At 28.1% G+C, this 25,039-nt stretch carries 25 protein-coding genes; 4 read left to right on the forward strand and 21 right to left on the reverse strand.

The genetic code is table 11. The features are described 5' to 3' along the window. Positions 1 to 5: 5 nt before the first annotated feature. From K0039_RS03795 to K0039_RS03860, 14 genes are all read right to left on the reverse strand, one after another. On the reverse strand, positions 6 to 755 hold the full coding sequence (locus tag K0039_RS03795) for a Stp1/IreP family PP2C-type Ser/Thr phosphatase (RefSeq protein ID WP_228103708.1): 750 nt from the start codon (positions 753 to 755) through the stop codon (positions 6 to 8). 18 nt (positions 756 to 773) lie between these two features. Continuing rightward, positions 774 to 1,805: a dual-specificity RNA methyltransferase RlmN gene (gene rlmN, locus K0039_RS03800; RefSeq protein WP_228103709.1), complete on the reverse strand. Its 1,032-nt coding sequence runs from the start codon at positions 1,803 to 1,805 to the stop codon at positions 774 to 776. 7 nt (positions 1,806 to 1,812) lie between these two features. Beyond that, entirely contained in the window at positions 1,813 to 3,138 is a 1,326-nt protein-coding gene (gene rsmB, locus K0039_RS03805) for a 16S rRNA (cytosine(967)-C(5))-methyltransferase RsmB (RefSeq protein ID WP_228103710.1), read from the reverse strand. A 157-nt stretch (positions 3,139 to 3,295) separates the two neighbouring features. Beyond that, positions 3,296 to 4,003: a zinc metallopeptidase gene (locus tag K0039_RS03810; protein ID WP_416390112.1), complete on the reverse strand. Its 708-nt coding sequence runs from the start codon at positions 4,001 to 4,003 to the stop codon at positions 3,296 to 3,298. A 20-nt stretch (positions 4,004 to 4,023) separates the two neighbouring features. Next, positions 4,024 to 4,758, reverse strand: coding sequence for a DUF116 domain-containing protein (locus tag K0039_RS03815; protein WP_228103712.1), 735 nt, complete (start codon positions 4,756 to 4,758; stop codon positions 4,024 to 4,026). Positions 4,759 to 4,765: 7 nt separating this feature from the next. Further along, entirely contained in the window at positions 4,766 to 5,695 is a 930-nt protein-coding gene (fmt, locus tag K0039_RS03820; RefSeq protein WP_228103713.1) for a methionyl-tRNA formyltransferase, read from the reverse strand. A 14-nt stretch (positions 5,696 to 5,709) separates the two neighbouring features. Next, positions 5,710 to 6,150 carry a peptide deformylase gene (gene def, locus K0039_RS03825; RefSeq protein WP_228103714.1) on the reverse strand — a complete coding sequence of 147 codons (441 nt, stop codon included), beginning with the start codon at positions 6,148 to 6,150 and terminating at the stop codon, positions 5,710 to 5,712. Between the two features lie 17 nt (positions 6,151 to 6,167). Then, positions 6,168 to 8,708 (reverse strand): primosomal protein N', encoded by a 2,541-nt coding sequence (priA, locus tag K0039_RS03830; RefSeq protein WP_228104182.1) that lies wholly within the window; start codon positions 8,706 to 8,708, stop codon positions 6,168 to 6,170. Positions 8,709 to 8,834: 126 nt separating this feature from the next. Next, positions 8,835 to 10,037 (reverse strand): bifunctional phosphopantothenoylcysteine decarboxylase/phosphopantothenate--cysteine ligase CoaBC, encoded by a 1,203-nt coding sequence (coaBC, locus tag K0039_RS03835; RefSeq protein WP_228103715.1) that lies wholly within the window; start codon positions 10,035 to 10,037, stop codon positions 8,835 to 8,837. 3 nt (positions 10,038 to 10,040) lie between these two features. Next, complete coding sequence (rpoZ, locus tag K0039_RS03840) at positions 10,041 to 10,301, reverse strand: DNA-directed RNA polymerase subunit omega (protein WP_228103716.1); 261 nt, start codon at positions 10,299 to 10,301, stop codon at positions 10,041 to 10,043. A 1-nt stretch (position 10,302) separates the two neighbouring features. Beyond that, complete coding sequence (gmk, locus tag K0039_RS03845; RefSeq protein WP_228103717.1) at positions 10,303 to 10,929, reverse strand: guanylate kinase; 627 nt, start codon at positions 10,927 to 10,929, stop codon at positions 10,303 to 10,305. A 67-nt stretch (positions 10,930 to 10,996) separates the two neighbouring features. Next, entirely contained in the window at positions 10,997 to 11,878 is an 882-nt protein-coding gene (locus tag K0039_RS03850) for a YicC/YloC family endoribonuclease (RefSeq protein ID WP_228103718.1), read from the reverse strand. Positions 11,879 to 11,882: 4 nt separating this feature from the next. Continuing rightward, positions 11,883 to 12,716 carry a diaminopimelate epimerase gene (gene dapF, locus K0039_RS03855; RefSeq protein ID WP_228103719.1) on the reverse strand — a complete coding sequence of 278 codons (834 nt, stop codon included), beginning with the start codon at positions 12,714 to 12,716 and terminating at the stop codon, positions 11,883 to 11,885. Between the two features lie 103 nt (positions 12,717 to 12,819). Next, positions 12,820 to 13,086 (reverse strand): TfoX/Sxy family protein, encoded by a 267-nt coding sequence (locus K0039_RS03860; protein WP_228103720.1) that lies wholly within the window; start codon positions 13,084 to 13,086, stop codon positions 12,820 to 12,822. Positions 13,087 to 13,226: 140 nt separating this feature from the next. On the opposite strand from K0039_RS03860, the gene K0039_RS03865 reads away from it, so the two are divergent. The 4 genes from K0039_RS03865 (at position 13,227) to K0039_RS03875 (ending at position 18,153) form a co-directional block, all read left to right on the forward strand. Continuing rightward, positions 13,227 to 14,990, forward strand: a complete 1,764-nt coding sequence (locus K0039_RS03865; RefSeq protein ID WP_228103721.1) for an Rqc2 family fibronectin-binding protein — start codon at positions 13,227 to 13,229, stop codon at positions 14,988 to 14,990. A 293-nt stretch (positions 14,991 to 15,283) separates the two neighbouring features. Beyond that, positions 15,284 to 15,535 carry an N-acetylmuramoyl-L-alanine amidase gene (locus tag K0039_RS21915; protein WP_322789376.1) on the forward strand — a complete coding sequence of 84 codons (252 nt, stop codon included), beginning with the start codon at positions 15,284 to 15,286 and terminating at the stop codon, positions 15,533 to 15,535. 91 nt (positions 15,536 to 15,626) lie between these two features. Further along, complete coding sequence (locus K0039_RS21920; protein ID WP_322789377.1) at positions 15,627 to 15,764, forward strand: N-acetylmuramoyl-L-alanine amidase; 138 nt, start codon at positions 15,627 to 15,629, stop codon at positions 15,762 to 15,764. Between the two features lie 214 nt (positions 15,765 to 15,978). Then, entirely contained in the window at positions 15,979 to 18,153 is a 2,175-nt protein-coding gene (locus K0039_RS03875) for a GH25 family lysozyme (protein ID WP_228103722.1), read from the forward strand. Positions 18,154 to 18,192: 39 nt separating this feature from the next. Here the strand turns inward: K0039_RS03875 and K0039_RS03880 are convergent, their stop codons facing one another. From K0039_RS03880 to K0039_RS03910, 7 genes are all read right to left on the reverse strand, one after another. Continuing rightward, on the reverse strand, positions 18,193 to 20,115 hold the full coding sequence (locus tag K0039_RS03880) for an AAA family ATPase (protein WP_228103723.1): 1,923 nt from the start codon (positions 20,113 to 20,115) through the stop codon (positions 18,193 to 18,195). Positions 20,116 to 20,220: 105 nt separating this feature from the next. After that, the gene (locus K0039_RS03885) at positions 20,221 to 21,465 is read right to left on the reverse strand and encodes a uracil-xanthine permease family protein (RefSeq protein WP_228103724.1); all 1,245 of its coding nucleotides are present in this window, start codon (positions 21,463 to 21,465) and stop codon (positions 20,221 to 20,223) included. 36 nt (positions 21,466 to 21,501) lie between these two features. Continuing rightward, positions 21,502 to 22,032 carry a bifunctional pyr operon transcriptional regulator/uracil phosphoribosyltransferase PyrR gene (gene pyrR / locus K0039_RS03890; RefSeq protein WP_228103725.1) on the reverse strand — a complete coding sequence of 177 codons (531 nt, stop codon included), beginning with the start codon at positions 22,030 to 22,032 and terminating at the stop codon, positions 21,502 to 21,504. A 243-nt stretch (positions 22,033 to 22,275) separates the two neighbouring features. Next, positions 22,276 to 23,187: an RluA family pseudouridine synthase gene (locus tag K0039_RS03895; RefSeq protein WP_228103726.1), complete on the reverse strand. Its 912-nt coding sequence runs from the start codon at positions 23,185 to 23,187 to the stop codon at positions 22,276 to 22,278. A 20-nt stretch (positions 23,188 to 23,207) separates the two neighbouring features. Continuing rightward, positions 23,208 to 23,639, reverse strand: coding sequence for a signal peptidase II (gene lspA / locus K0039_RS03900; RefSeq protein WP_228103727.1), 432 nt, complete (start codon positions 23,637 to 23,639; stop codon positions 23,208 to 23,210). Between the two features lie 98 nt (positions 23,640 to 23,737). Continuing rightward, positions 23,738 to 24,514, reverse strand: coding sequence for a polysaccharide deacetylase family protein (locus tag K0039_RS03905; protein ID WP_228103728.1), 777 nt, complete (start codon positions 24,512 to 24,514; stop codon positions 23,738 to 23,740). Positions 24,515 to 24,536: 22 nt separating this feature from the next. Further along, positions 24,537 to 25,028 (reverse strand): TraR/DksA C4-type zinc finger protein, encoded by a 492-nt coding sequence (locus tag K0039_RS03910; RefSeq protein WP_228103729.1) that lies wholly within the window; start codon positions 25,026 to 25,028, stop codon positions 24,537 to 24,539. Positions 25,029 to 25,039 lie beyond the last annotated feature (11 nt).

Raw genomic sequence — 25,039 nt, forward strand, 5'->3', positions numbered from 1 at the left:
CCATCCTAATCAATCTTACTTAAGATAACAGATATATTGTCCTTGCCAGAATTATTATTAGCCTCATTTATTAAATCTTGGCAAATTTCTTTTATATCATTATCTTGTTTAATAATATTTTTTATAGATTCATCTTCTACACAACCAGTAAGTCCATCTGTTGCTAAAAGTAATATATCATCTTTTTCTACTTTTTCTCTAAATATGTCTACTATAATTATTTCTTCTGCTCCCATTGCTCGTGTAATTTGATTTCTACGAGGATGGAATCTAGCTTCTTCTTCCGTTATTAAATTAGCATTTACCAATTCTTCTACAACAGAGTGATCTTTAGTTATTTTTCTAAAATTGTCACCTTTAAATAAATAACCTCTGCTATCACCCACATTGGCTATAATCAAATCATTTTTGTAAATAACAGCTACGACTAAAGTAGTACCCATACCTTCACAAGAATTATCTTCTAAAGCTTTGGTATAAATTTTCTTATTAGCATAATTATATCCTTGTTTAATTATATCATCTAAATAATCCATTTTTATGCCACCACTTTGGGAAATATTCTCTTTTAAAAAATCTATAATACTTTCTACCGCTATCTTACTTGCCACCTCTCCTTTTTTATGGCCACCCATACCGTCAGCTAAAGCAAATACTCCTATACAATCATCATCTGTTTGTATAATCTCCCCCATACAGTAGTCTTCATTATTTTTTCGAACTTTTCCCATATGAGAGTCACAATTATAAATCATAGTAATTACCCTCCTTATTTACTTGTGTTTACGTCTAAGCTGACCACAAGCTCCTCCTATATCAGATCCCATAGATATTCTAACTGTTGCTGGAATATTATTTTTTTCTAGGATATCTCTAAACTTATAAATATAAGTTTTATCAGGTCTTTCAAAATCTCTTTCTTCTACTTTGTTAATAGGAATTAAGTTGACATGACATAACATTCCTTTTAAAAGTTTTGCAATTGCATCGGCTTCTTTTTTAGAATCATTTACACCTTTAATCAATGAATACTCAAAGGTTACTCTTCTATTCGTTTTTTCAATATAGTACTTACATGCTTTTATTATATCATCTATCTTATATGCATTGGCAACTGGCATTATTTTTTTTCTTTCTTCATCAAAAGGAGAATGTAGGGAAAGAGCCAAATTAATAGGTAATTGTAAATCTGCAAATTCGTACATTTTAGGTACAACACCACAAGTAGATAAAGTTATATGTCTATATCCTATATTTAATCCATTTTCTTCATTTACTAATTTTAAAAACTTTTTAGTATTTTCAAAATTATCTAGAGGTTCTCCGCTTCCCATTAAAACTATATTAGATACTCTTTTATTGGTATCTTCTTCAACTTTCATAATTTGATCTAAAATTTCCCAAGGCTCTAAGTTTCTAATTAAACCGTCTAATGTGGATGCACAAAATTTACATCCCATTCTACACCCTATTTGATTTGATATGCACACAGTTATTCTATCACCATAATCCATCATAACTGTTTCAACCACATTTCCATCATTTAATTCAAATAAATATTTTTTGCACTTATCTATTTTTGATTTTAATGATAATTCTTGTTTTATATTTCCTATATAAGATACTTCTTCTAATTTTTCTCTTAAACTTTTCGGTATATTATTCATATCGTCAAAAGTTTTAGCACCTTTATATATCCAAGAAAATATTTGGCTGCCTCTAAATGTTTTTTCACCTATACTTTTTAAAAATTCTTTTAACTCATCTTCTGTCATATTTTTTAAAGCCACTTTATTTTCTTTCATTTCATCACTACCTTACTCTAATTAATTTTGATATAAAGAAACCGTCCATTTCATGAACATTAGGATAAATCTTCATATAACCTTTTTCTTGGTTATCTAAGTCTACCTTAACTTCATTTATAGGGGCTAATTCAAAGTTTTTATTTTTTTGCAAAAATTCATTTATCACATCAATATTTTCACTATCTTGTATAGTACAAGTACTATATATTAAAGTTCCACCTTTTTTAACATACTTAGATGCATTTTCAAGTATTTTCTTTTGAATTGGTGGTAAATCTCTAAATTCTTCTTTTTCTTTATATTTTATTTCCGGCTTTCTTCTAATTATACCTAAACCAGAACATGGAACATCCGCTAGAACATAATCAAATTTTCCTATACTATCTTTATCTAAAGATAATCCATCATATTCCTGCGCATCTACATTTGTAAGATTTAATCTTTTGCAAGATGCTTTTATTAATTTTAATTTATGTTCATAAATATCTCTAGATACTACTTGTCCAGTATTATTCATTAATGTAGCCATATGTGTAGTTTTCCCGCCAGGCGCACTACATACATCTAAAACTAAAGATTTTTCCTTTGGGTTCATAACTTTCCCCACAAGCATAGAACTTATATCTTGTACAGTAAATAATCCCTCTTTATAAAGAGTGTTATTTTCTATATCTTTTAAGTTCTCTACTTTTATAGCTTCGTCTACCACATTCACTTTGTGCGCTTTAATATTTTGTTTTTCTAATTTTTCTATTAATTCGTCTCTAGTAATTTTTAAACTATTTGTTCTCAAATATATACTTGGTCTTTGACTATTAGCTTCTAATAACTCTTCTGTAAATTCTTTTCCAAAATGTATCACCCAGTTTCTTATCATCCACTTATCATAAGAATATTTAATGGCTAGATAATCTATATCATCTTTAACTTTTATTTCTCCTATGGTTTCTTTTTGTCTTATAACATTTCTAAGGATTCCATTAATAAATCCTGACACTTTAGAATTTTTCTTCTTAGCTAAATTTACTGTTTCATTTACTGCAGCATAATCAGATATACTATTTAAAAACATTATTTGATATATTCCCATTCTAAGTAATGTTTTCACGTATATTTCCATTTTATTTGTTTTTACTTTTGATAATTTATCAATCATATAATCTATATAATATTTATTTTCTATTACTCCGTATATTATTTCCGTTGCCAATCCTCTATCTTGATTTGATAACTTCACATCTTTAAAGTGTTTATTTATTGACATATTTGAATAGTTCTTGTTTTTTTCTATATCTAAAAGAACTTTGTATGCTATTTCTCTTGCGTTCATAATTTTCTCCTTGTTGATCAAAATTTAATTAAGTTTTGATTTATTTTATTTTTTAAAATTTGCTTTGCTTATATCTCCAACAACTTCACTTCCTTATCACTTCAGGCAACTCCGTTGCTCAAAACAAAACAGGTCCTAGTAAACTAGGACCTAAATATTAATCATCACGATTATTTGCAATCATTAGCAATCTTAATAATTGAAGTATTGCAGTAACTGCTGCTGCCACATAAGTTAGAGCTGCTGCTTGAAGTACTTTTCTACTTTGTCTTACTTCTCTATCGTCTACAATTCCTAGAGATGTAAGTTGAGTTAAGGCCCTACTTGAAGCATTAAATTCTACAGGTAGTGTTACTATTTGAAATAATACTGAAGCAGAGAATAATAATATTCCTATTTGTAAAAATATTCCTCTTGTTGTAAAAAATCCTATCATTATAAGTATCCAAGACATACTTGAAGCAAAATTCACAACAGGCACTAAACTACTTCTTATGTTTAAAGGTGCATATCCATGAGCATGTTGTATAGCGTGACCACATTCATGAGCCGCTACTGCCACAGATGTGATAGATGTCCCACTATAAACATCTTGAGATAGTCTTAAGACTTTAGATCTTGGGTCATAATGATCACTTAGTCTTCCTCCAACCATTTCTATTCTAACGTTATATAATCCGTTACTATCTAATATTTTTCTAGCTGTATCTTCACCAGTATATCCTCTATTTGCTCTTACATTGAAAAATCTATTTGTTGTAGAACTAACCTTATATTGAGCATATAGAGTTAGCAATATAGCTGGTATCAATAAAAACATTGTTGGATCAAATCTATAATAACCCAAACCACCATATCCATACATTGGCATTTTAAACACTCTCCTTATTTATTTGTAAAGAAGTTAATTGCTTCCTCTATTTCTTCAATGTTAATATTTGTATCTATACAAGGTCCATTAGGTCTAGAGTTGAAAACTCCAAGAACTGGAATATCCTTAACATCTCTTACCCCCGATGTTAAATCTCTTTCGCAAGCAACTGCTATTACTGCTTTTGGTTTATTATCAACAATAATTTTCCTTGCTAATGTTCCTCCCGTAGCTATAAATACTTTTGTATTATACTTTTCTTTTATTTGTAATAATTCTTTTATTTTGCACATACCACACTTTTTGCAATTTTCAACATTATTTGTAACTTTTAGTTTGCAATTATGATTTTGAATACAATGTGGTATTAGAATTATTAAACTCTCACTATTAAAACCATATTTATTGCTATAAATATAAGCATTATTTATTTTAATAAATATTTTTCTTATTTCATCTTTTGATATACCCGCAAATTTTCCCATATTACTTATGATGGGAAATATGCATCTTATTATTGTATAATTTATTTTCATTAAATGTTTATTAACTTCCTTATCATTCAAAATATAATAAGTTATCATAGTGGAAAATAATATTAATAATATTATTCCAATGACCATGAGATTTATCACTAAAGAAAGTATATTTATATATTTTGATAAAAATAAATGAATAACTAAGGCACCTAAAATAAGAGTTATTAAAAAAACATTAACTACCTTAACATATTTTTTTGTATCAGTCATAATAAACCTAGCCTAAAACAGTATTTTCTTCAATCTTATTTCCTTTTATATATTCACAAACTGCCACTCTTTTTTTATTTGGCATTTGTATTTCTTCTATTAGTAGAACATTTTCCTTTGTTGATACTCTTATACCATCTTTATCAACTTTCAGTATTGTTCCACACGGTTTGTTACTACTTTCATTTAAAACTTTAGTTTTCCAAATTTTCATAGTCTTATCTTCATAAGTTGTATAAGAACTTGGCCAAGGATTAACACCTCTAACCAAGTCATGAATTTCTTTTGCAGTCTTTGTAAAGTCTATATTTCCTAAAGATTTATTCATTATTGGTGCATATGAAGACTCTTCATCATTTTGTTTTATTCTCGGTGCACATCCTTTTTCTATTTTTTCAATAGTTTCAATTAAAAGATCCCCACCTTGCTCCATCATCATATCATGAAGCTCACCTGCTGTTATTTCATGACTTAGTACAAACTCACTTTGAAGTATTATATCTCCTGTATCCAATCCTTCATCCATATACATTGTAGTTACACCAGTTTTTTCTTCTCCGTTTATGATTACCCAGTTAATTGGTGCTGCACCTCTATATTTTGGAAGTAATGATACGTGGACATTAACACACCCTAGTTTAGGTATATCAAGTAATGCTTTAGGAAGAATTTGACCATAAGCCACAACTATTATTAAATCTGGGTTGATTTCTTTTAATGTATTTATAAATTCTTCATCTCTAGCTTTTACTGGTTGATATACAGGTATGTTATGTTTTAGTGCCAATTCTTTAACAGGTGGCATACCCATTTTTTTGCCTCTTCCAATGGGCTTATCAGCTTGAGTAACTACTCCTACTACATTAAGTTTTTCATTTATTAATTTTTCTAGACATCCTTTAGCAATGCCTGGTGTTCCCATAAATACTATTTTCATTTATATCACTCCTACTATTTTTCTACTTTATCTACAAATAATACTCCATCTAAGTGATCTATTTCATGACAGAAAGCTCTAGCTAATAGTTCTTCTCCTTCTATTTCAAAAGTGTTTCCATGTCTATCTTGAGCTCTTACTTTTACTACATAGGGTCTTTTAACTTCTCCAGTTTCTCCAACTACACTTAGACAACCTTCTGCATCTATTTGTTCTCCGCTAGTTTCTATTATTTCTGGATTTACAAGTTCTAATAAACCATCTCCTACATCAATAACTACTACTCTTTTTAATATACTAACTTGTGGTGCTGCAAGACCAACGCCATCTGCTTCGTACATAGTATCTGCCATATCTTCTAATAAATCTATCAATTTTTGATCAAATTTTTCTACAACCTTTGATTTTTTTCTAAGTACTGGCTCTCCAATTTTAGCTATTTGTCTAATTGCCATAATTCTTCCTCCTCTAATTAAAGAATGTTGTTTGGATTAACATCTATAGAAATGTTCACATCTTTATCAAACACAATTTCTTTTTTCGTTATACATATATATTTTATTATACCTTTTAATAAATTAATTTCAATATTATCATCTTTAAATAATAATTGATATCTATAGTTTTGATTAATTTTTGAAATCGCACAAGGACTTGGACCTAATATAAAATCAAAATCTTCTATTCCTCTTTCTTTTAATAAATAGGTTAATGAGTTGTACATACTTTTTATATTATTCACAACTAATTTCTCACTTTTTCCACTAACAACTACACTTATCATATTATTAAATGGTGCATAGTTGAAGATTTTTCTTACTTTTATTTCATCTTCATAAAAACCTTCAAAGTCATAATTTAAAGCTCTTCTAATTACATAGTGGTCTGTATCGTATGTTTGAAGAACTACTTTACCTTCTTTATCACTTCTACCAGCTCTTCCTGATACTTGAGTTATTAATTGAAATGTAGTTTCAAAACTTTTAAAATCCGGAAAGTTTAACATCATATCTGCTGATAAAATACCAACTAAAGTTACATCTTTAAAATCTAATCCTTTACTAAGCATTTGAGTTCCAATTAGTACATTAGCTTCTTTGTTTTTAAATTTATTTAAAATATTATCTAGTTCACCTTTTTTAGATGTGGTATCTTTGTCCATACGAAGTACTTTTGCATTTTCAAAAATTCTTTTTATTTCCTCTTCAACTTTTTCTGTACCTATTCCAAAAGGCTTAACATAATCACTTCCACACTCTGGACAAGTTTTAGGTATTATTTCTTCATATCCACAGTAGTGACATCTCCCAATGTTTTGGTGTTTATGATAAGTTAATGATATATCGCAGTTTTTGCAGGAAAACACATATCCGCATTTTCTACAAGAAACAAAATTGCCATATCCTCTTCTATTTAAAAATAATATAACTTGATTATTTTTATCTAAAGCCTCTTTAATCTCATTTTGCAAATCATAAGAAAACATACCCTTATTGCCTAAAGTTAATTCATTTTTCATATCAACCAGCTCTATTTTAGGAAGAGGCCTTTTATTTGCTCTTTCCTTAATAGCAATTAAATTATATTCATTATTTTTTGCTCTATAATATTCTTCCACTGATGGAGTTGCAGAACCAAGAACTAAAGTAATGTTTCTTTTTAAAGCCATATATTTTCCAACTTCAATAGCAGAAAACTTTGGATTTTTTTCTGATTTATATGCACTTTCATGAAATTCATCAATTATTATTACGCCTAAACTATTAAATGGCGCAAATAAAGCTGATCTAGCACCAATTAATATTCTTATTTTACCATTTTTTATAGCTTTAAAAACATCATGCTTTTCTCCTTCAGATAATCTACTATGAAAAACTCCTACTATATCTCCAAATCTATTTTTTAATCTAGATATGGTTTGGGGTGTAAGAGAAATTTCTGGAACTAGAAAGATACTATCTAAACCTTGTTTTAAAGCATAATCTATTATTTCCATATAAACTTCTGTTTTACCACTGCCAGTTACTCCATGGATCATATATGGCTTTTTATTTTCATCAAACATCTCCGAAGTAACTTTATCCACAGCTTTTTTTTGTTCTTCATTGAGTATAATTTCCTTTTTATTTTCATCATAACATCCTTTAGGACTCCTATAATAATCTTTTATGTTAAAGACTACTAAATTTTTATTTTGTAAAGAAGTTATACTTGATTTCGATGCTTTTAATAATTTAATTAAATCATTAATTTCTATTTCTTCATTGTATCTTAAAAATTCTATAATATCTCTTTGTTTATCTCCCAATCGAATTTTATTATATGAAACATATTCATCAATAAGATCATGATCCATGCTTAAGGAAATATAACAAATTTTCTTTTCATTTTTTTGACTTTTATAATTCCAATGTATATCAATCAGATTTTCTTCTTTCATTTTTAATAAAAGATTGTTTAAAGTAGATGAAAGTCTTAAATCCTTAGGGTTAATATTTTCTTCTATAGCTTTTTCTTTTATTAATCTCTCTAATTTTATCTTATTTTTATTTTCTATTATTTTATTTATAATAAATTGTCTGCTTTTACTTAAGCTATCTATTTTCATGTATAAACTATCAGCATCTAAATTTTCCATATCTTGCGATAAACTTATTTCTTTGAAGCTATCCACCTTATATCCTTTAGGATGAAGTAAAGATATACAATCCATATAAGTACATAAATATCTATTTTTTATCCAATGAATTAAATTTATATCTTCTTCCTTAAAAATAGGATGCTCATCAAGAGTATCAAATAATTCTTTGAAATCCATATTATCTTCTACTTTATTGGTGATAAAAAATACATAGGCTTCTATAGGTTTATTTCCCCTTCCAAAAGGTACTAAAACTCTATGACCTACTTGTACATCTTCCAATAAAAACTCCGGTATTTTATATGTAAATAAGTTATCTGTATATATGCTGTTATTTTTCACTATAACTTTTGCGTATTTTTCACTATACATAGATTGCTCCTTAAAATTCGCTTCGCTCATATCGCCAACGACAAGTCCGTTGCTTAAAACTCCCTTCACTAATATCATAAGCGACAAGTCCGTTGCTTAAAAATATAAGCACCTATAAATAGATGCTTACTTTTCTAATAATGATTTTACTTTATCTAATATGACATTTGCAACTTCATCCTTTTTCATTTGAGGATATTTATTTATGTTGCCTTCTTTGTCAATTATTTTTACTATATTTGTATCAGTACCAAAGCCTGCACCTTCTTCAGTTAAGTCATTGGCAACAATAAAGTCTAAGTTTTTCTTATTAACTTTACCTTTGGCATTTTCAATAAGATCATTAGTTTCAGCAGCAAACCCCACTAAAACTTTGTCTTTTTTAATTTTTCCTAGTTCATAGGCAATATCCTTATTTCTATCTAATTCTATAACTAAATCATCATTACTTTTTTTAATTTTTTTATCACTATAAGCCTTAGGTTTATAGTCTGCAACAGCTGCACTTTTTATTATGACTTGATTTTCATCTAAATTGTCTATAATTGCATTATACATATCCTCAGCAGATTGAATTTTTATTAGTTTTTTTATATTAGATGGTGGCTCTATATTTGTTGGACCACTAACTAAAGTTACATCTGCTCCTCTATCAGCTGCTATTTTTGCAATAGCATATCCCATTTTTCCTGTGGATCTATTAGTTATGTATCTTACTGGATCAATTCTTTCTACTGTAGGTCCAGCAGTTATCATTATTTTTTTACCTTGTAGATCATTATTTTTATTATTAAGTAATTTTACCACTTCATTAACAATAATTTCTGGAGAAGCAAGTTTTCCCTCCCCTTCATCACCACAAGCAAGTCTACCACTCTCTGGGTTAACAAAATTATAACCTAATTCTTTTAGTGAACTAATATTTCTTTGAAGAATCGGGTTTTTGTACATATTAGTATTCATAGCAGGTGCTATAAGTACTCTTCCTGTAGTTGCCATAACTGTAGTTGTTAACATATCATCACATATACCATTTGCTACTTTCCCAATTACATTAGCTGTAGCTGGTGCAATTAAAAACACATCAGCTTTTTTTGCTAAAGATATATGTTCAACATCCCAAGTTTTTGGTTCTTCAAACATATCACTTACTACATAATTTTGGCTTAATGATTGAAAAGTTAGAGGTGTAACAAATTCAGTTGCACCCTTAGTCATAATTACATGAACATTTGCATTTAGTTTCTTTAGTCTACTTACAATATCACATGCTTTGTATGCTGCTATTCCACCACTAACACCAATTACTACAGTTTTATTATTTAACATAACTTACTCCTCAATTAATTTACTTTGTTCTTCTGCATGTAATGCTTCTTGTATTTCTATTTCTTCTTCAGTTAATAATCTATAAGTTATTTTTCCTTCTGATATTTCTTCAGTAGCAAGCATTACTGGTTTTCCTTTGTTTATTTTGGTCTCAATGTATGGCTCATTTCCATCAACTATTTCTCTTGCCCTTTTTGCTACTGTTCCTACTAAATAATATCTGTTGTCTATTTTTGATAATACTTCATTTATAGATGGTTTCATTTTATAATTCCTCCTTAAATTTTCTTATTATTTCATCTTCATATCTTGTAGCTTTATTTTTTTCAGCGCTTATAATATTTTCAATTTCTATTGCAGCTTCAACTTCTCTATTAGTTTCGTTGAAAATAAAATAGTTATAATCTTTAATTTGTTTTATTTCTTCAAAAGCACAGCTTAATCTTTCTTGCATTTGCTCCTCAGTTTCTGTACCTCTAGAAGACAACCTACTTTGTAATTCACTAAGAGTTGGTGGTAACACAAATATTAAAATTGCATCTGGATAAATTTGTTTTACTTGTCTTGCTCCTTGCATTTCTATCTCAAGAACAACATCTTGTCCTTTTTCTAAGCACTCCATAACTGGTCCTTTTGGAGTTCCATAGAAATTACTATAAGTTTGAGCATATTCTAGAAACTCATTTTTACTTATCATATCATTAAACTTTTCATGAGTTAAGAAGAAGTAGTTTACACCTTCAACTTCACCAGTTCTTGCTTGTCTAGTTGTTGCTGATACAGAAAGCTTTAAATCTTTATTTCTGTTCATTAATACTTTACAAATTGTGCCTTTACCTGCACCAGATGGCCCCGATACAACTAATAAAAGACCTTTCTTGTTTATAACCATTAATATTTCATCCTTTCAACTTATCTATTAGTATTATACATTTTTATAGCATTTATCACACTTAATTCTACTCAATGTTTTGTATTTGTTCTCTGATTTTTTCTAATTCACTTTTAACTTCTACTACTAAATTAGTTATATTTATATTAGATGACTTTGAGCCTGTTGTATTAACCTCTCTATTCATTTCTTGAATTAAGAAGTCAATTTTTCTACCTATGGAATCATTTTTCACTACAGTATTTTTAAGTTGTTCAATATGACTTCTAAATCTAACAATTTCTTCTGTTATAGAGCTTTTATCTGCAAATATTGCAACTTCTTGAGCTAATCTATTTTCATCTATTATACTTGGATTTTCTAGTATTTCAACAATTCTAGTATTTAATTTTTCTTTATATTCATCTACAATAGTATCTGAGTATTTTTCTATTTGATCTACTAAACCACTTAATATATCACATCTTTTTAATGTATCTTCTGCAAGTTTTTTACCTTCTTCTTGTCTCATTTGTCCAAGCTTTTCTAATGTAATATCAAGTGCTTCTTTTAAAATGTTCCAGTATAAATCTTCATCTTCTTCTTTTTCCTCACATTTTACTATATCAGGAAACTTTGCCACACTCATAACACTTATATCATCTTGTAAATCAAATTTTTCTTTTATTTCTTTTAGAATATTTACATATTGAGCAGCTAATTTATCATCGAACCTTAAGTTTACATCCTCAGAATCGATCAAGTCAAGCTTTATATATAAATCTACTCTTCCTCTTTTAACAAAATTTTTTACGTAGTTTCTTATTCTATCTTCTAAAAAAGATATCTTTCTAGGTAGGCGTACATTTATATCACAATATTTGTGATTTATAGTTTTACACTCTACTAAAAAATGATAATTATCATTTTTAAATTCTCCCCTACCAAAACCTGTCATACTTATAGCCATATTATTATACCTCCAAAATTCCTTCGCATATTTTTTCTGCTCTTCCACTCATATAAGTTTCTTCATCAACTAAATCTATTTTTATGCTACCACCTTCAGAAATAACATTTACATTTTTACATACTTTATTTAAATAATTACTTATAATAACTGATGCTGTCATTCCTGTGCCACAACCTAATGTATATCCACAACCTCTTTCCCATGTTCTAACTAATATGTTTGATTCATCTATAACTTTCACAAAGTTGACATTAGTATTTTTCACAAAAATTTCATATTTTTCTATTAATGGGCCATATTTATGTATATCTTCCATGTTTATATTGTCTACAAAAACAACAGTATGAGGAACTCCCATCAACATAGAGCTAATAGTAAATTTTTTATCTAAGATTTGAATATTTTCATTTATAAAAACTTCTTTTTTGGTGTTAACAGGTATATCATCAGATTTAAAGCTTCCTCTACCCATATTAACTGTAATTGTATCTATCTTATTGTCTTTAATGTTAATCTTTATCTTCTTTATTCCATCTAATGTATAAACATTAAATTCTTCTTTTTTAATTATATTATTGTCATAAACAAATTTAACAAAACATCTAAGTCCATTTCCACACATAGATGCACGACTTCCATCAGAATTATAGTATACCATTTCTACATCTGCCACATTACTATTTTTTACAACTAGTAGACCATCAGCTCCAACTGAAAATTTTCTATGGCAAACTTTCTTTGCTAATTCACCGTAGTTATCACTTTCTATACTGTCATTTCTACCATCAATTGCTATGAAGTCATTACCTATACCTTGTAACTTCCAAAACTTCATTCATATCTCCCCTTTTATACAAACAGTTCTAACTTCATATTATACAATATTTTTTTAAAAAAATAAATATGAATACGTCTCTTACTTTATTATTTAATAATTCTTATAAATTGTTTTTATCATAATTTTTCTTAAATTTTTTTAAGTCATTCTTAATACTTTCATCTAAGTCATGCCATCTAATATTTCTTATAGCACCTTCTAAGGCGCATAGTCGATTTAAACAAGCACTTTCATCTATATTTTTAATCTTTATCCAAGCTTTTTTACTTCCTATTTTCCTTAGGCTTTCAATGCTATATATTCCAACTTCATTTAACTGTTTTTCTAATACTTTCCCTATATTAGGTAGTTTACTTAACTCCCCCATTTTCTCGCCTCCAATATTTCTTCTTAGTTATAATTTTATTGTATTTTCATATTTATGTAAAACTTTATGTTCCCACTATTCACATCTTGGTTATAATATGTAATAATAAGTTTATTACTTATGTTTGAAAGGAGAGTATTATGGCATTAGATGGTTTAGTTATTCATAGCTTGGCTTATGAGCTTAGCACAAAGCTTGTAGGTGGTAAAGTGGATAAAATTCATCAACCAGAAAATGATGAATTAGTCTTGCATATAAGAAACAATAAAGAAAACTTTAAATTAGTATTAAGTTCTAGCGCATCAAATCCTAGAGTTTATATAGCAAATGATTACAAAAAAGAAAATCCAATTAAAGCACCGATGTTTTGCATGTTATTTAGAAAATACATACAAGGTGGCATAGTTACAGGAATTTCTCAAGTTGATTTTGAAAGAATAATAAAAATCAGCGTTGAATCTTTCGATGAATTAAAGGAAAAAACAACAAAAGATATATATATTGAAATAATGGGAAGACATAGTAATATAATTTTAACTCAAAACAACAAAATAATAGATTCTATAAAAAGAATTCCTCCTAGTATAAGTAGAGTTCGTCAGTTACTTCCTAATATGACTTATGAACTCCCGCCAGCGCAAGATAAAATTAACCCTGTAAAAGGCGCATCTATAAAAAGTTTTATCAATACTTTAAGAGAATTCGATGGTCCTATATACAAAGGTATCTACGCTAAATTTTTAGGAATAAGTCCATCTGTAGCTAAAGAAATTTGTTACAGATCCAATTTAAACCCTAATGACAAAGCAGAAGATAAAACTCGCGATGAGTTATCTGTCTTATATAAAGTTTTTTCTGATTTATTTACTAAAATAAAAAACGACAAATATGATCCTTGCATCGCTATAGATGAAAATATAGATAAAGTAATTGATTTTAGCTGTATAGATCTTAGCTTCTTAATAGGAAGTAAATTCATAAAAAATGATTCTATATCCCAAATTATTGAAGATTACTACAAAACTAAAGATTTCAAGGATAGAGTTCATCAAAAGACTTCTGATTTGAGAAAAAGTATTTCTATTAAACTAGACAGACTTTATCATAAACAAAAAAAAATAGAAAAAGAATTAAGAGATGCTGATAATGCTGATGAATTTAAAATCAAAGGTGAATTACTTACTTCATATATATACATGATAGAAAAAGGTATGGAAAGTGTAGAAGTAGCAGACTTCTATGACGAAAATTATTCAAATATTATAATACCTTTAAACAAAAATTTAACACCCTCTGAAAATGCTCAAAAATATTTTAAAAAGTACAGTAAATTAAAAACAGCAAAAATAGAACTAACTTCTCAAATTACTATTTGTAATGAGGAAATTGAGTATTTAGAAAATATAATGCTTGGTATTGAAAACTGCGAAAATCTGGATGAATTAGCAGATATTAAAGATGAATTAATTAGATTAGGATATGCTAAAGCTCCTTATAGATATAAAGCAAAAAAAGATATAGATCTTACAACAAAACCTAATCAGTTTACATCTTCAGATGGATTTACAATTTTAGTTGGAAAAAACAATAAACAAAATGATTATTTAACATTAAGGATTGCTGATCCAGAAGACATTTGGATGCATACTAAAAATATACCGGGCTCTCATGTTATTGTTAAATGTGCTGGAAAAGAAGTACCTGATGAAACATTATATGAAGCTGCCATGCTTGCAGCTTTCTATAGTAAAGGTAGAATGTCTTCTCAAGTTCCTGTGGATTACACTATGAAAAAACATGTAAAGAAACCTAGCGGATCAAAACCTGGTATGGTTATTTATGAAACTAATAGCACAATTTACGTTACTCCAACAGAGGAAATAGTAGTAAAATTAAAAAAATAATACTAAAAAGGTAATAAGTCTTCCCACTTATTACCTTTTTATATATATTTATTTGTTTTTTAACTGGTTGCATTCATGTAAATAGTACTAATGTTGTTGAAAAATCTAATAACACAAATTCTAATAAAGATAAGTTAAAGAAAAAAGTCATTGCATTAGTTGTATGTCATCAATCAAAAGATGATTTATCTAAAGAACTAGTAGAACCTGGTTCTTCAGAAATTAAATATAAAGTATCTTATGGCACTTGTGGAAAGACTAGCTGTTTATATGAATGCTAATTAACATTAATCATTTCCAATAAATTAAAGGTAGAACTCCTCCCCCGTTGTTATGACACAATTATGATTCGAGAAAATAATGACGTAAACATAAGCAACGCTGAAAGATCACAGATTGCAAACAATTCTAATAGCTACATATTCTTAAAAATTCATTCTGATGTAGATGATAATAAAGCTTTAAACGGTATAATGACCCTTTGTCAAACTCCTAATAACCCTTATATAAAAAATCCATACAAAAAAAAGCAGAACTTTAACTGATTGTATTTTAGAATACATGATATTAGAAACTGACGCCAACAGCCGTGGTGCATGGGAAACTGACACGATGCCTTGAATTAATTGTTGTAAAATCCCTGTAACAATTGTGGAAATGGGTTTTATGTTTAATCAAAGGGAAGCTACTTTAATGGCATCTGATGACTATCAAGACAAATTGGTACAAGGCATATCTAACTGTATACATGAATACTTTAAAACAAATGATTAATTTTTTTCATATTTAACCATTACATTAATATTTTAACATTACTAAACATTTTTACCTTTATTTCAGTTATATTATTTACAATCTTGTTACATTATTATATATTTTAATTATAATAGTATATTTTGTCTAAATTTATCTATTTTATGATAAGTGTTGTCATAAAACTACAAATAGAAATTTTAGAACAAAATATCATCTTGTATAGGGGGAATTTATGAAAAAAATAACAAGATCATTTCTTGCCATATCACTTACAAGTTCTATGATTTTTCAAAACATGTTATTTGTAAGTAATGGTGAAGAAATAATTACAAAGGGAACAAGCAAGGATGCTTATGTTAGTAGCAAGTCTTTAGACAATCAATCTTCTACTATACAACCTGATCCAGAAGCTACTCCTCATCGTAACATGGGAGAAACACCTTCTACCTACTCACTTCAAAATCAATTACCTGATTTAGAAACTAAAGGTTTGACTGAAGCTAATTCTATAGGCTTAGGAACAGTTACTACAACTACACTAAATGTAAGAAGTGGCCCATCAGCATCATATAGTGTTGTTGGTACATTAAGTAATGGTACTAAAGTAGATATAATAGGCAGGGATAATAATTGGTACAAAATATCAACTAATAATGTAACTGGATATGTATCAGCTCCTTATATTAAGTTAAGTCCACTAGAAAAAGGAATTGATGTAAGTAAGTGGAACGGAACTATAGACTGGAATAAGGTAAAAGCTGATGGAATTGATTATGTAATAATAAGAGGTGGATTCGGAAATGATACTGTAGATCCACAGTTTCACTCTAATATGAAAGGTGCAAGCGATGCCGGATTAAAAATTGGTGTATATTGGTTTAGTTATGCCACTTCAGTAGCTAAAGCAAAAGAAGAAGCTGCCAAGTGTTTAGAAACTATCGCTCCTTATAAAAGCAAAATAACTTATCCTGTATTTTATGATTTTGAATATGCTAGTGTGGATTACGCTAAAAAACTAGGAATAACAATTACTAAGGATTTATCATCAAAAATGGCAGATGCATTTTTAACTGCCATAAAAAACGCAGGATACGTAAACGGCATATACACGAATAAAGACTTTGGTGATCAATATTTTTATGAAGATATGTTATTTGCCAATAATTTATGGATTGCGCAATATTCATCAGCATGTACATATCCTAGGCCATATATGATGTGGCAATATACAGAAAAAGGTACAATTAATGGTATTGGTACATCAAGTAAGCCTGCTTACTTTGATATGAATTATACTTATTTAAAACCAATAAGTAACCAAATACCAAGTAATAAAATTGACTTATCTTCATCTTCAATAAGTGAGATAAGTTCAAAAACATATACTGGAAGTGCTATAAAACCAAGTATTGCAGTTACTCTAAATAATAAAACTTTAAAGGCTAACGAAGACTATACTGTTACTTATTCCAATAATACATCTATAGGAACTGCAAAAATAACAATTAATGGAATAGGAAATTACAACGGTTCAAAAACTACTACTTTTAAAATAATACCAAAACAAGTAAGTAATATTTCTTTAGTTAAAAAGACTACAAGTGCACTTACCTTATCATGGTCTAAGCTTGATGATGTAAGTGGATATAAAATTTATAAATACAATCCTACTTCTGACTCTTATGAGCTTTTAAAAACGATAAGTAATAATTCTACGACTTCTTATATTGATGAAGTTTTAAAACCTGCATCTGTTTATAATTATAAGATTAGAGGATATAAGTTAATAGACGGAAGTTACTACTATGGAAATTATTCAAATGTATTTAGTGAAAGTACAAGAATAAACAAGGTTACTAACCTAAAATTAGATACTAGAAATGCAACATCTTTAGAAATATCTTGGGATAGAGTAAAAGATGCAGATGGATATAAAATTTATAAATTGGATACAAATACAAACACATATAAAATAATTGATACTATAAATAGTAACTCTATAACATCTTATAAGCACAGTAGCATAATATCTGCAACAAATTATTACTATAAAGTAAAAGCTTTTAAATATTTAAACGGAAGTAATCGTTATAGTGATTATTCTTCAACCTTAAAAGCTGCTACTAGACCATTACAGCCAAGTGTAACTTTAAGTTCAACTAAATCAAATTACATAAAAGCAAACTGGACAAAGATTAGCAAAAGAACAACAGGCTATCAGATATATATGTCAACTTCTAAAAACGGAACCTTTAGCTCTATCGGTACAACTGAAAATACAAGTTTTACAAAAGGCAATTTAACAAAAGGTAAAACATATTATTTTAAGGTTAGAGCTTATAGAACAGTTGATGGTGAAAAGATATATAGCTTATATAGCAACGTAAAAAGCATTGTATGCAAATAAATTAAAGGGCTTATTTTCTAAGCCCTTTAATTTATTACATTATATAACCCCCATTATTTCAAATAGTTTTTTAAAATTATTTACTGTCTTATCACTTAAATTTACTGACTTACATTTTACCTTATCATAAAATTCTTTAGCTGCCATAGTCTTATTATCAATATAATTAATGCTAAATTTATTCTTATCCTCCTCACTAATAAGAGTTTCTACAAACTCTGCATATTTATAAATATCCTTATCTTTATTGTCATAGGTATCATTACAATTCACAAAGAATATATCTTTATTTATTTTTAAATTTAAGTTTTCTATTAACTTGTCACACTCTACAAATCCAGCCTTATCATAGTCTAATATTATTTTAAAATCACATCCCCAACCAATTAGTATTGATACAATTACATTTACATTTCCTGCACCAACAGCTGGAATAATATAGGGCATTTTTTCTTCTGGTACATTAAAGTAATATAACATAGCCGTATAATACATATAGTCAGTTATACCTTCTGTTACAATATTTAATTTTCCTCCTTGTGGTCCAATATTGAATCTTAAATCTGCTCCTATAGCTTGAACTAACGGACTTAATGTCTCTCTTTTTGATACGCTATTTAATTTATTATCATAAGCTGTGTTATAAATATTTGTATTTCCTTTTTCATCCTTTTCTATTGCCCTTATATTTATAATATTATTTGAATCTATCATATAAGGCGAATGAGTAGAATAGACTACCTGATTATTATTTTTACACAAATCATAAAATAATCTAAGCAGTTCTCTTTGAGCATTTACATGAAGATATACTCCAGGCTCATCTAGTAAGTAAATTACATTTGTGTCTTTTATATCATTTGCTAAAATATCTATAAATAAATTTAAATACCATCTAAGTCCATTACTTCTTTCATTAATATTTGTTGTATTTTCATTTGTTTTCACAAGAATCTTTATAAAATCATTTTTGAAAGATATTTTAATTTGTGCATTTTCTTCGCAATAAAATTCATTGAATTTTTTTTGTATATTATACTTAACCTTTTCTTTAATTTTGTTTCTGAAAAGTTCTAATTGATTTTCATCATCATTTTCCATAGCAAGTAAAAATTCCTGTGCATTTATTTCACTTGCTAATAAAAACTTATATAAAGCTCCCCTTCTATCTCTTATTTGTTTTTTTACTTCTTCCAATTGGTACTCACTTTGTAGTTCTTCTTCACTTTTTCTATGATAAAGTATAGGTAAAAGTGAATATTTTTTTCTTATTTTACTTTTAATAATTTCTAAATGCCTTATAAGAGTATATCTTTTTTCATCATATACTATATTCGACTCATTCTCAATTTGTATATTGTCACTGAAGCCATCTTCTCCACTAACACAAATGTAGTCTCCCCCATAAGAATTGAGAATATATAATAACTTATTGAGTGTCTTCTTGTACTTAATCCAAATAGTATTATCAATATTTTCCATAAAGTTGATATATTTAGCTACATCACACAAAAATTTACTATCCAGACTATCATAATAATTTTCATGTAAATATGAAATTAGCTCACTTTTTAAATAATTGATTGATTTAATCAGTTCTATATCCTCATTAAATAACCTTGAATATCCTCCTTTGAACTCAATTTCCCTATGCTGTGAAAAATAAAAATAAGTAACATCATCTTTAATATCCTTGTATTCTTTTAATAGTTCTATTTCATTTTTAGTAAATTTAAGTTCTACAACTAACGATAACTCTTCATCTAAAGAACCATTATTAAACTTATAAAAATCATCTAATATATAGTGACTAAAAGAAATTGCTCCTAGGATTTCAAGTACATTACTTTTCCCACTATCATTTTTACCTATTAATGCAGTAACATCATCTTCTAACAATAATGTATTTTTTTGAGTTCCTATTGATTTATAATTATTTATTATTACGCTTGATATCCTCATACAATTCACGCCCCAATTTAATCTTCTATAAATTATATTAATATAAGTATAAAAAAAATCACAAATTATATATATAGATAATTTGTGATTTAATATTAAAATTTATTATTTCGTACTGGCAAGTTCTCCAATAGAACTGCTCTCTTCTTTTTTAAAGTCCTTATAATTTATTAATATGTTAACAATTATACCTACTAAAGCAGCTAAACTAAGTCCTGTTAGTTTTGAATTACCAGCTATAGGTATACCTATTTCTACTCCTGTAAAGTGCTTTACATAGCAAGTAGTAAGACCAATAACTAATATTATTAACATTACTGAAAGATTTCCATTTTCCTTGTAACATTCGCTATCTCTTATAGTTTTTATTCCTATGAAAGTAATCATTGAGAATAAGTAAATACTAATTCCTCCCATAACTGCTGTTGGTATTGATTGTAAAAATGCACCAAACTTACCTACACAAGATATTACTATGGCAAACACTGCTGTAAGTCTTAATAGTTTAGGATCATAGTTTTTAGTTATGGCAAGTAATGCTGTATTCTCACCATAAGTTGTGTTGGCTGGTCCACCCATAAATCCTGCGAATAAAGTTGCTATACCATCTCCTAGTAATGTTTTATGAAGTCCTGGATCTTCTAAGAAGTTCTTACCAACAACAGCTCCATTAGTAGTTATATCTCCAACATGTTCCATAAATACTGCTAAAACTACTGGTGCTATAATTATTACAGCTTCAAGCGAAAACTTTGGTGCACTAAAGTTTGGGATAGAAAAATAACTAGCTTGACTTACTGCACTAAAGTCTGTTATGCCTACAAATTTACTTACTACTATACCAACAAATATGGCTATTATTACACTAAACTGTCTAATACTTCCTTTGGCAAACTGATTAATTCCTACTGCAACACCCAAAGTTATAAGTGCAACAAGCAAATTGTTCATTGCCATATCTATAGCTGTTGGTATTAAATTTAAACCTATTACTATTATCATAGCTCCTGTAACTTGCGGTGGAAAGAATTTTTTCACTTTTTCTGGCCCCACAACTCTTACTATTATTGACATAACCACATATATAAGACCTGCTACAATTATACCACCTTGAGCATAAGACAAGTCTCCATTAAAAGTCTCTGCAACTTGATTTATTACTGATATGAAAGCAAAACTTGATCCTAAAAATACTGGTACTTTAAAATCTGTACACTTATGGAATAATAGTGTTCCAACTCCTGCACAAAATATTGCTACTGATGGATCAAATCCAGTAAGCAGTGGAACTAATACTGTAGCTCCAAACATTGCTAACAAATGTTGTATTGATAAAATGGCTTTTTTCATTTATTTTCCCCCTAAGATTTTAACTATATCGTCGATTTATTCTTCTATGCTAACTGAATCCTCTGCATCACACTCATTTAATTTAACAGATATTATTTCTGTTTTTGATGTTGGCACATTTTTACCTACATAATCTGCTCTAATAGGTAACTCTCTGTGGCCTCTATCTACTAAAACTGCCAATTGTATAGCTTTAGGTCTTCCCACATCCATAAGTGCATTTAAAGCTGATCTTACTGTTCTTCCTGTATATAATACATCATCAACTAATATCACTATTTTGTCTGTAATATCAAAATCTATTTTTGTTGAGTTAACAACTGGATCAATTTGTTTTTTACTTAAATCATCTCTATAAAGGGTTATATCCATTTCACCTATTTCTATTCTTTGGCCTTCTATATTTTCAATTTTATCTGCTATTCTACTTGCAACTGGAACGCCTCTAGTCTTAATTCCTATAAGTACTACATTCTCTATTCCTTTGTTTCTTTCAATAATTTCATGACTTATTCTTGTTATTGCTCTTCCTATTGCTTTTTCATCCATTATTTTTGCCTTTTGCATAAGAATCCTCCTAAAATTTTTGTATTTAAATAATTTTATTAAATACCATGTAAATTCCAAAGAAATATTGTTGTACATAAAAAAAACTTCTTATCTTAAGACAAGAAGTTAGTATTTTTCACATAAAAAAATTCTATTATTACATGCCTTATGATCTCTCTGTATCATTTTAAAGGTATTTAATTACTATCACCTATTATATATAATTAATAAGTTTTTTTCAAGTATATTTTACATTTTCCATTATCTTATTCGATTAAGTATTTTTTGGAAATACGTTGGTAACTCTGAATTAAATTCTACATATTCATTTTTACTAGGATGAATAAATCCTAATTTCTTAGCATGAAGGGTTTGCCCTTCCACTTTTAATTTGTTATTTTTAGGACCATATAAAGGATCTCCTAAAAGTGGATGATTTAACGATGCTGCATGAACTCTAATCTGATGAGTTCTTCCCGTTTCCAATGTAGCTTTTACTAAAGTATAATTTTCAAATCTTTCGATTACTTCAAAATGAGTCACCGCTCTTCTACCATCTTTAACTATAGCCATTTTTAATCTATCTTTTGGATTTCTTCCAAGAGGCTTATCTACCGTTATTTTATCTTCTTTAAATACACCATGGCAAATAAATTCATACTCTCTAGTTATTGAGTGATCTTTCAATTGATCAGCTAACGAGTTATGTGCATTATTATTTTTTGCAATCATCAAAAGCCCAGAAGTATCTTTATCAATTCTATGAACTATACCTGGTCTAATTACACCATTTATAGATGATAAATTATCTTTACAGTGATATAAAATTGCATTTACCAAAGTATTATCATAGTTACCTGGCGCAGGATGAACCACCATATTTTGCGGCTTATTTACTATTAGTAAATCATCATCTTCATATACTATATTTAAAGGAATATTTTGCGGAGTAACTTCTAATAATTTTGGAGCTGGTATTTCAATTACTATTTTATCTTCTTCTTTAACTAAGTATTTTGCTTTTTCTATCTTATCGTTAACTTTAACTTTTTTATCTTTAATAATTTTTTGTATATAACTTCTAGACATATCCCCCAGCTGACCTGATAAATATACGTCTAATCTTTCACCTTCTTCTTCTTCAAGGACTAAGAACTCTCTTATTTCATCCATTATTTCACCTGCTTCTCATCTTATTCACTTGTAATTATATATATACATAGCAATATTGTTCCTACTACTACAAAACAATCTGCTAAGTTAAATACATAGCTCCATATTATATGAAAATCTAAATAATCAACTACAAATCCTAATCTAACTCTATCGATTAAATTACCTATCGCACCTGATATTACTAGTAGTATACCTATTTTCCCAAGATTATTCACTTTTTTAGTATGTAAATAATAAAGACCATAACAAGAGGCAATTGCTGCAACTACTATAAAAATAGTTTGATTATTTTGTAGCATACCAAAGGCTGCTCCCCTGTTTTCCACATAAGTTAAATTAAAAATATTATTTATGACAGGGATACTCCCTATTCCTTTTAAATAATTCAATACCCAATATTTTATTATTTGATCTAGTCCAATTAATATAACTACAATAAGTTCATACATTTTCAAATCCTCCTAAACAAGTCTCATCTTAATTATACAAAAAAAGCATCTTTAAAGAAACAAATTTCTAAAAGATACTTTTTTATCTTATATATTATTTAATTAGGAATTTTTTCATTGTTAGTATTTTTTTCTAAATGCTCTATTAACTCTGAAATTGTTACAAACTTATATCCTTTTTCTAATAAGTCTGGAATTATTATATCTAAAGCTTCTATTGTTTGAGACTTAGGATTTCTTACTTTATTATAGTCGTGTAATAATATTATGCACCCATTTTGTATTCCACTTTCTATTGATTTCACAATAGAACTTACTCCTGGACTTTCCCAATCTCTAGCATCTACATAAGACCAAAGTACTATGCTCATATCTTTTTCTTTTATTATTTCACACATATCTTTACTTATGGCTCTATATGGAGGTCTAAAAGTTTTTGGGTATATTCCTGTCACAGAATTAACTGCACTTTGAGTATCTCCAATTTCTTTTTTAATTTTGTTGTATCCATTTTTTGATACATTTATATGTGTATAAGTATGATTTCCAATTTCATGACCCTCTTCAAATTCTCTTTTTATTATTTTTTTATTGTATTGAACTTTTTCTCCTATAACATAAAACGTTGCCTTCACATCGTATTTTTTCAAAACATCTAATATTTGTGGTGTGAAGTCTTCATCAGGACCATCATCAAAAGTCAATGCAAGAAGTTTCTCATTTGTATTACCACATTTAATTATTAAATCTTCATAATCAAGTTTTGATGATTTCTCAAACATTCCTGTTTCTATATCTTTATTAGATATATTTCTAATACTTATACCTATTAAAACTATTACACCTAAAATTAATGCATAAATAGTCTTTCTCATGGGAAGCACTCCTTACTTATTTTTATTCAGTTTCTCCATCTAAATCATTTTTATTTAAGTCAGTTAAATCTTTAATATACTCACTATAATACATATTGTCATATGAATTAAGAGGATTTCTATCCATATGTTCACTTTCATCTGGTGGAGTAATAATTTCTTTTGCACAAGAAGAACAAAGAGTAGTTTCTGGTATTATATCTAATCTTTCTTTTTCTATTTTTTTATTACAATTTGTACAAATACCATAGCTGCCATCAGAAAGTTTGTCTAAAGCTTCGTTTATTTCATTTAAAACATATTTTTGATGATTTATTAAACTATTATCCATGTCATGCATATATACATCTGTTCCTATATCGCCTATATGATTATCTACACTGGATAATTCTCCACTACTGTATTTTTCGCTAGTATGTTTGGTTATATTCCCAAATAGAGTATTATCTTCCATTTCTTTTATGGTCTTTTTTACTTGATTTTTTTCATTTTCTAGTTTTTTTCTGTAGTCCATAATATCACCTC

The organism is Terrisporobacter mayombei, assembly GCF_020748465.1.
GTDB lineage: Bacteria > Bacillota > Clostridia > Peptostreptococcales > Peptostreptococcaceae > Terrisporobacter > Terrisporobacter mayombei.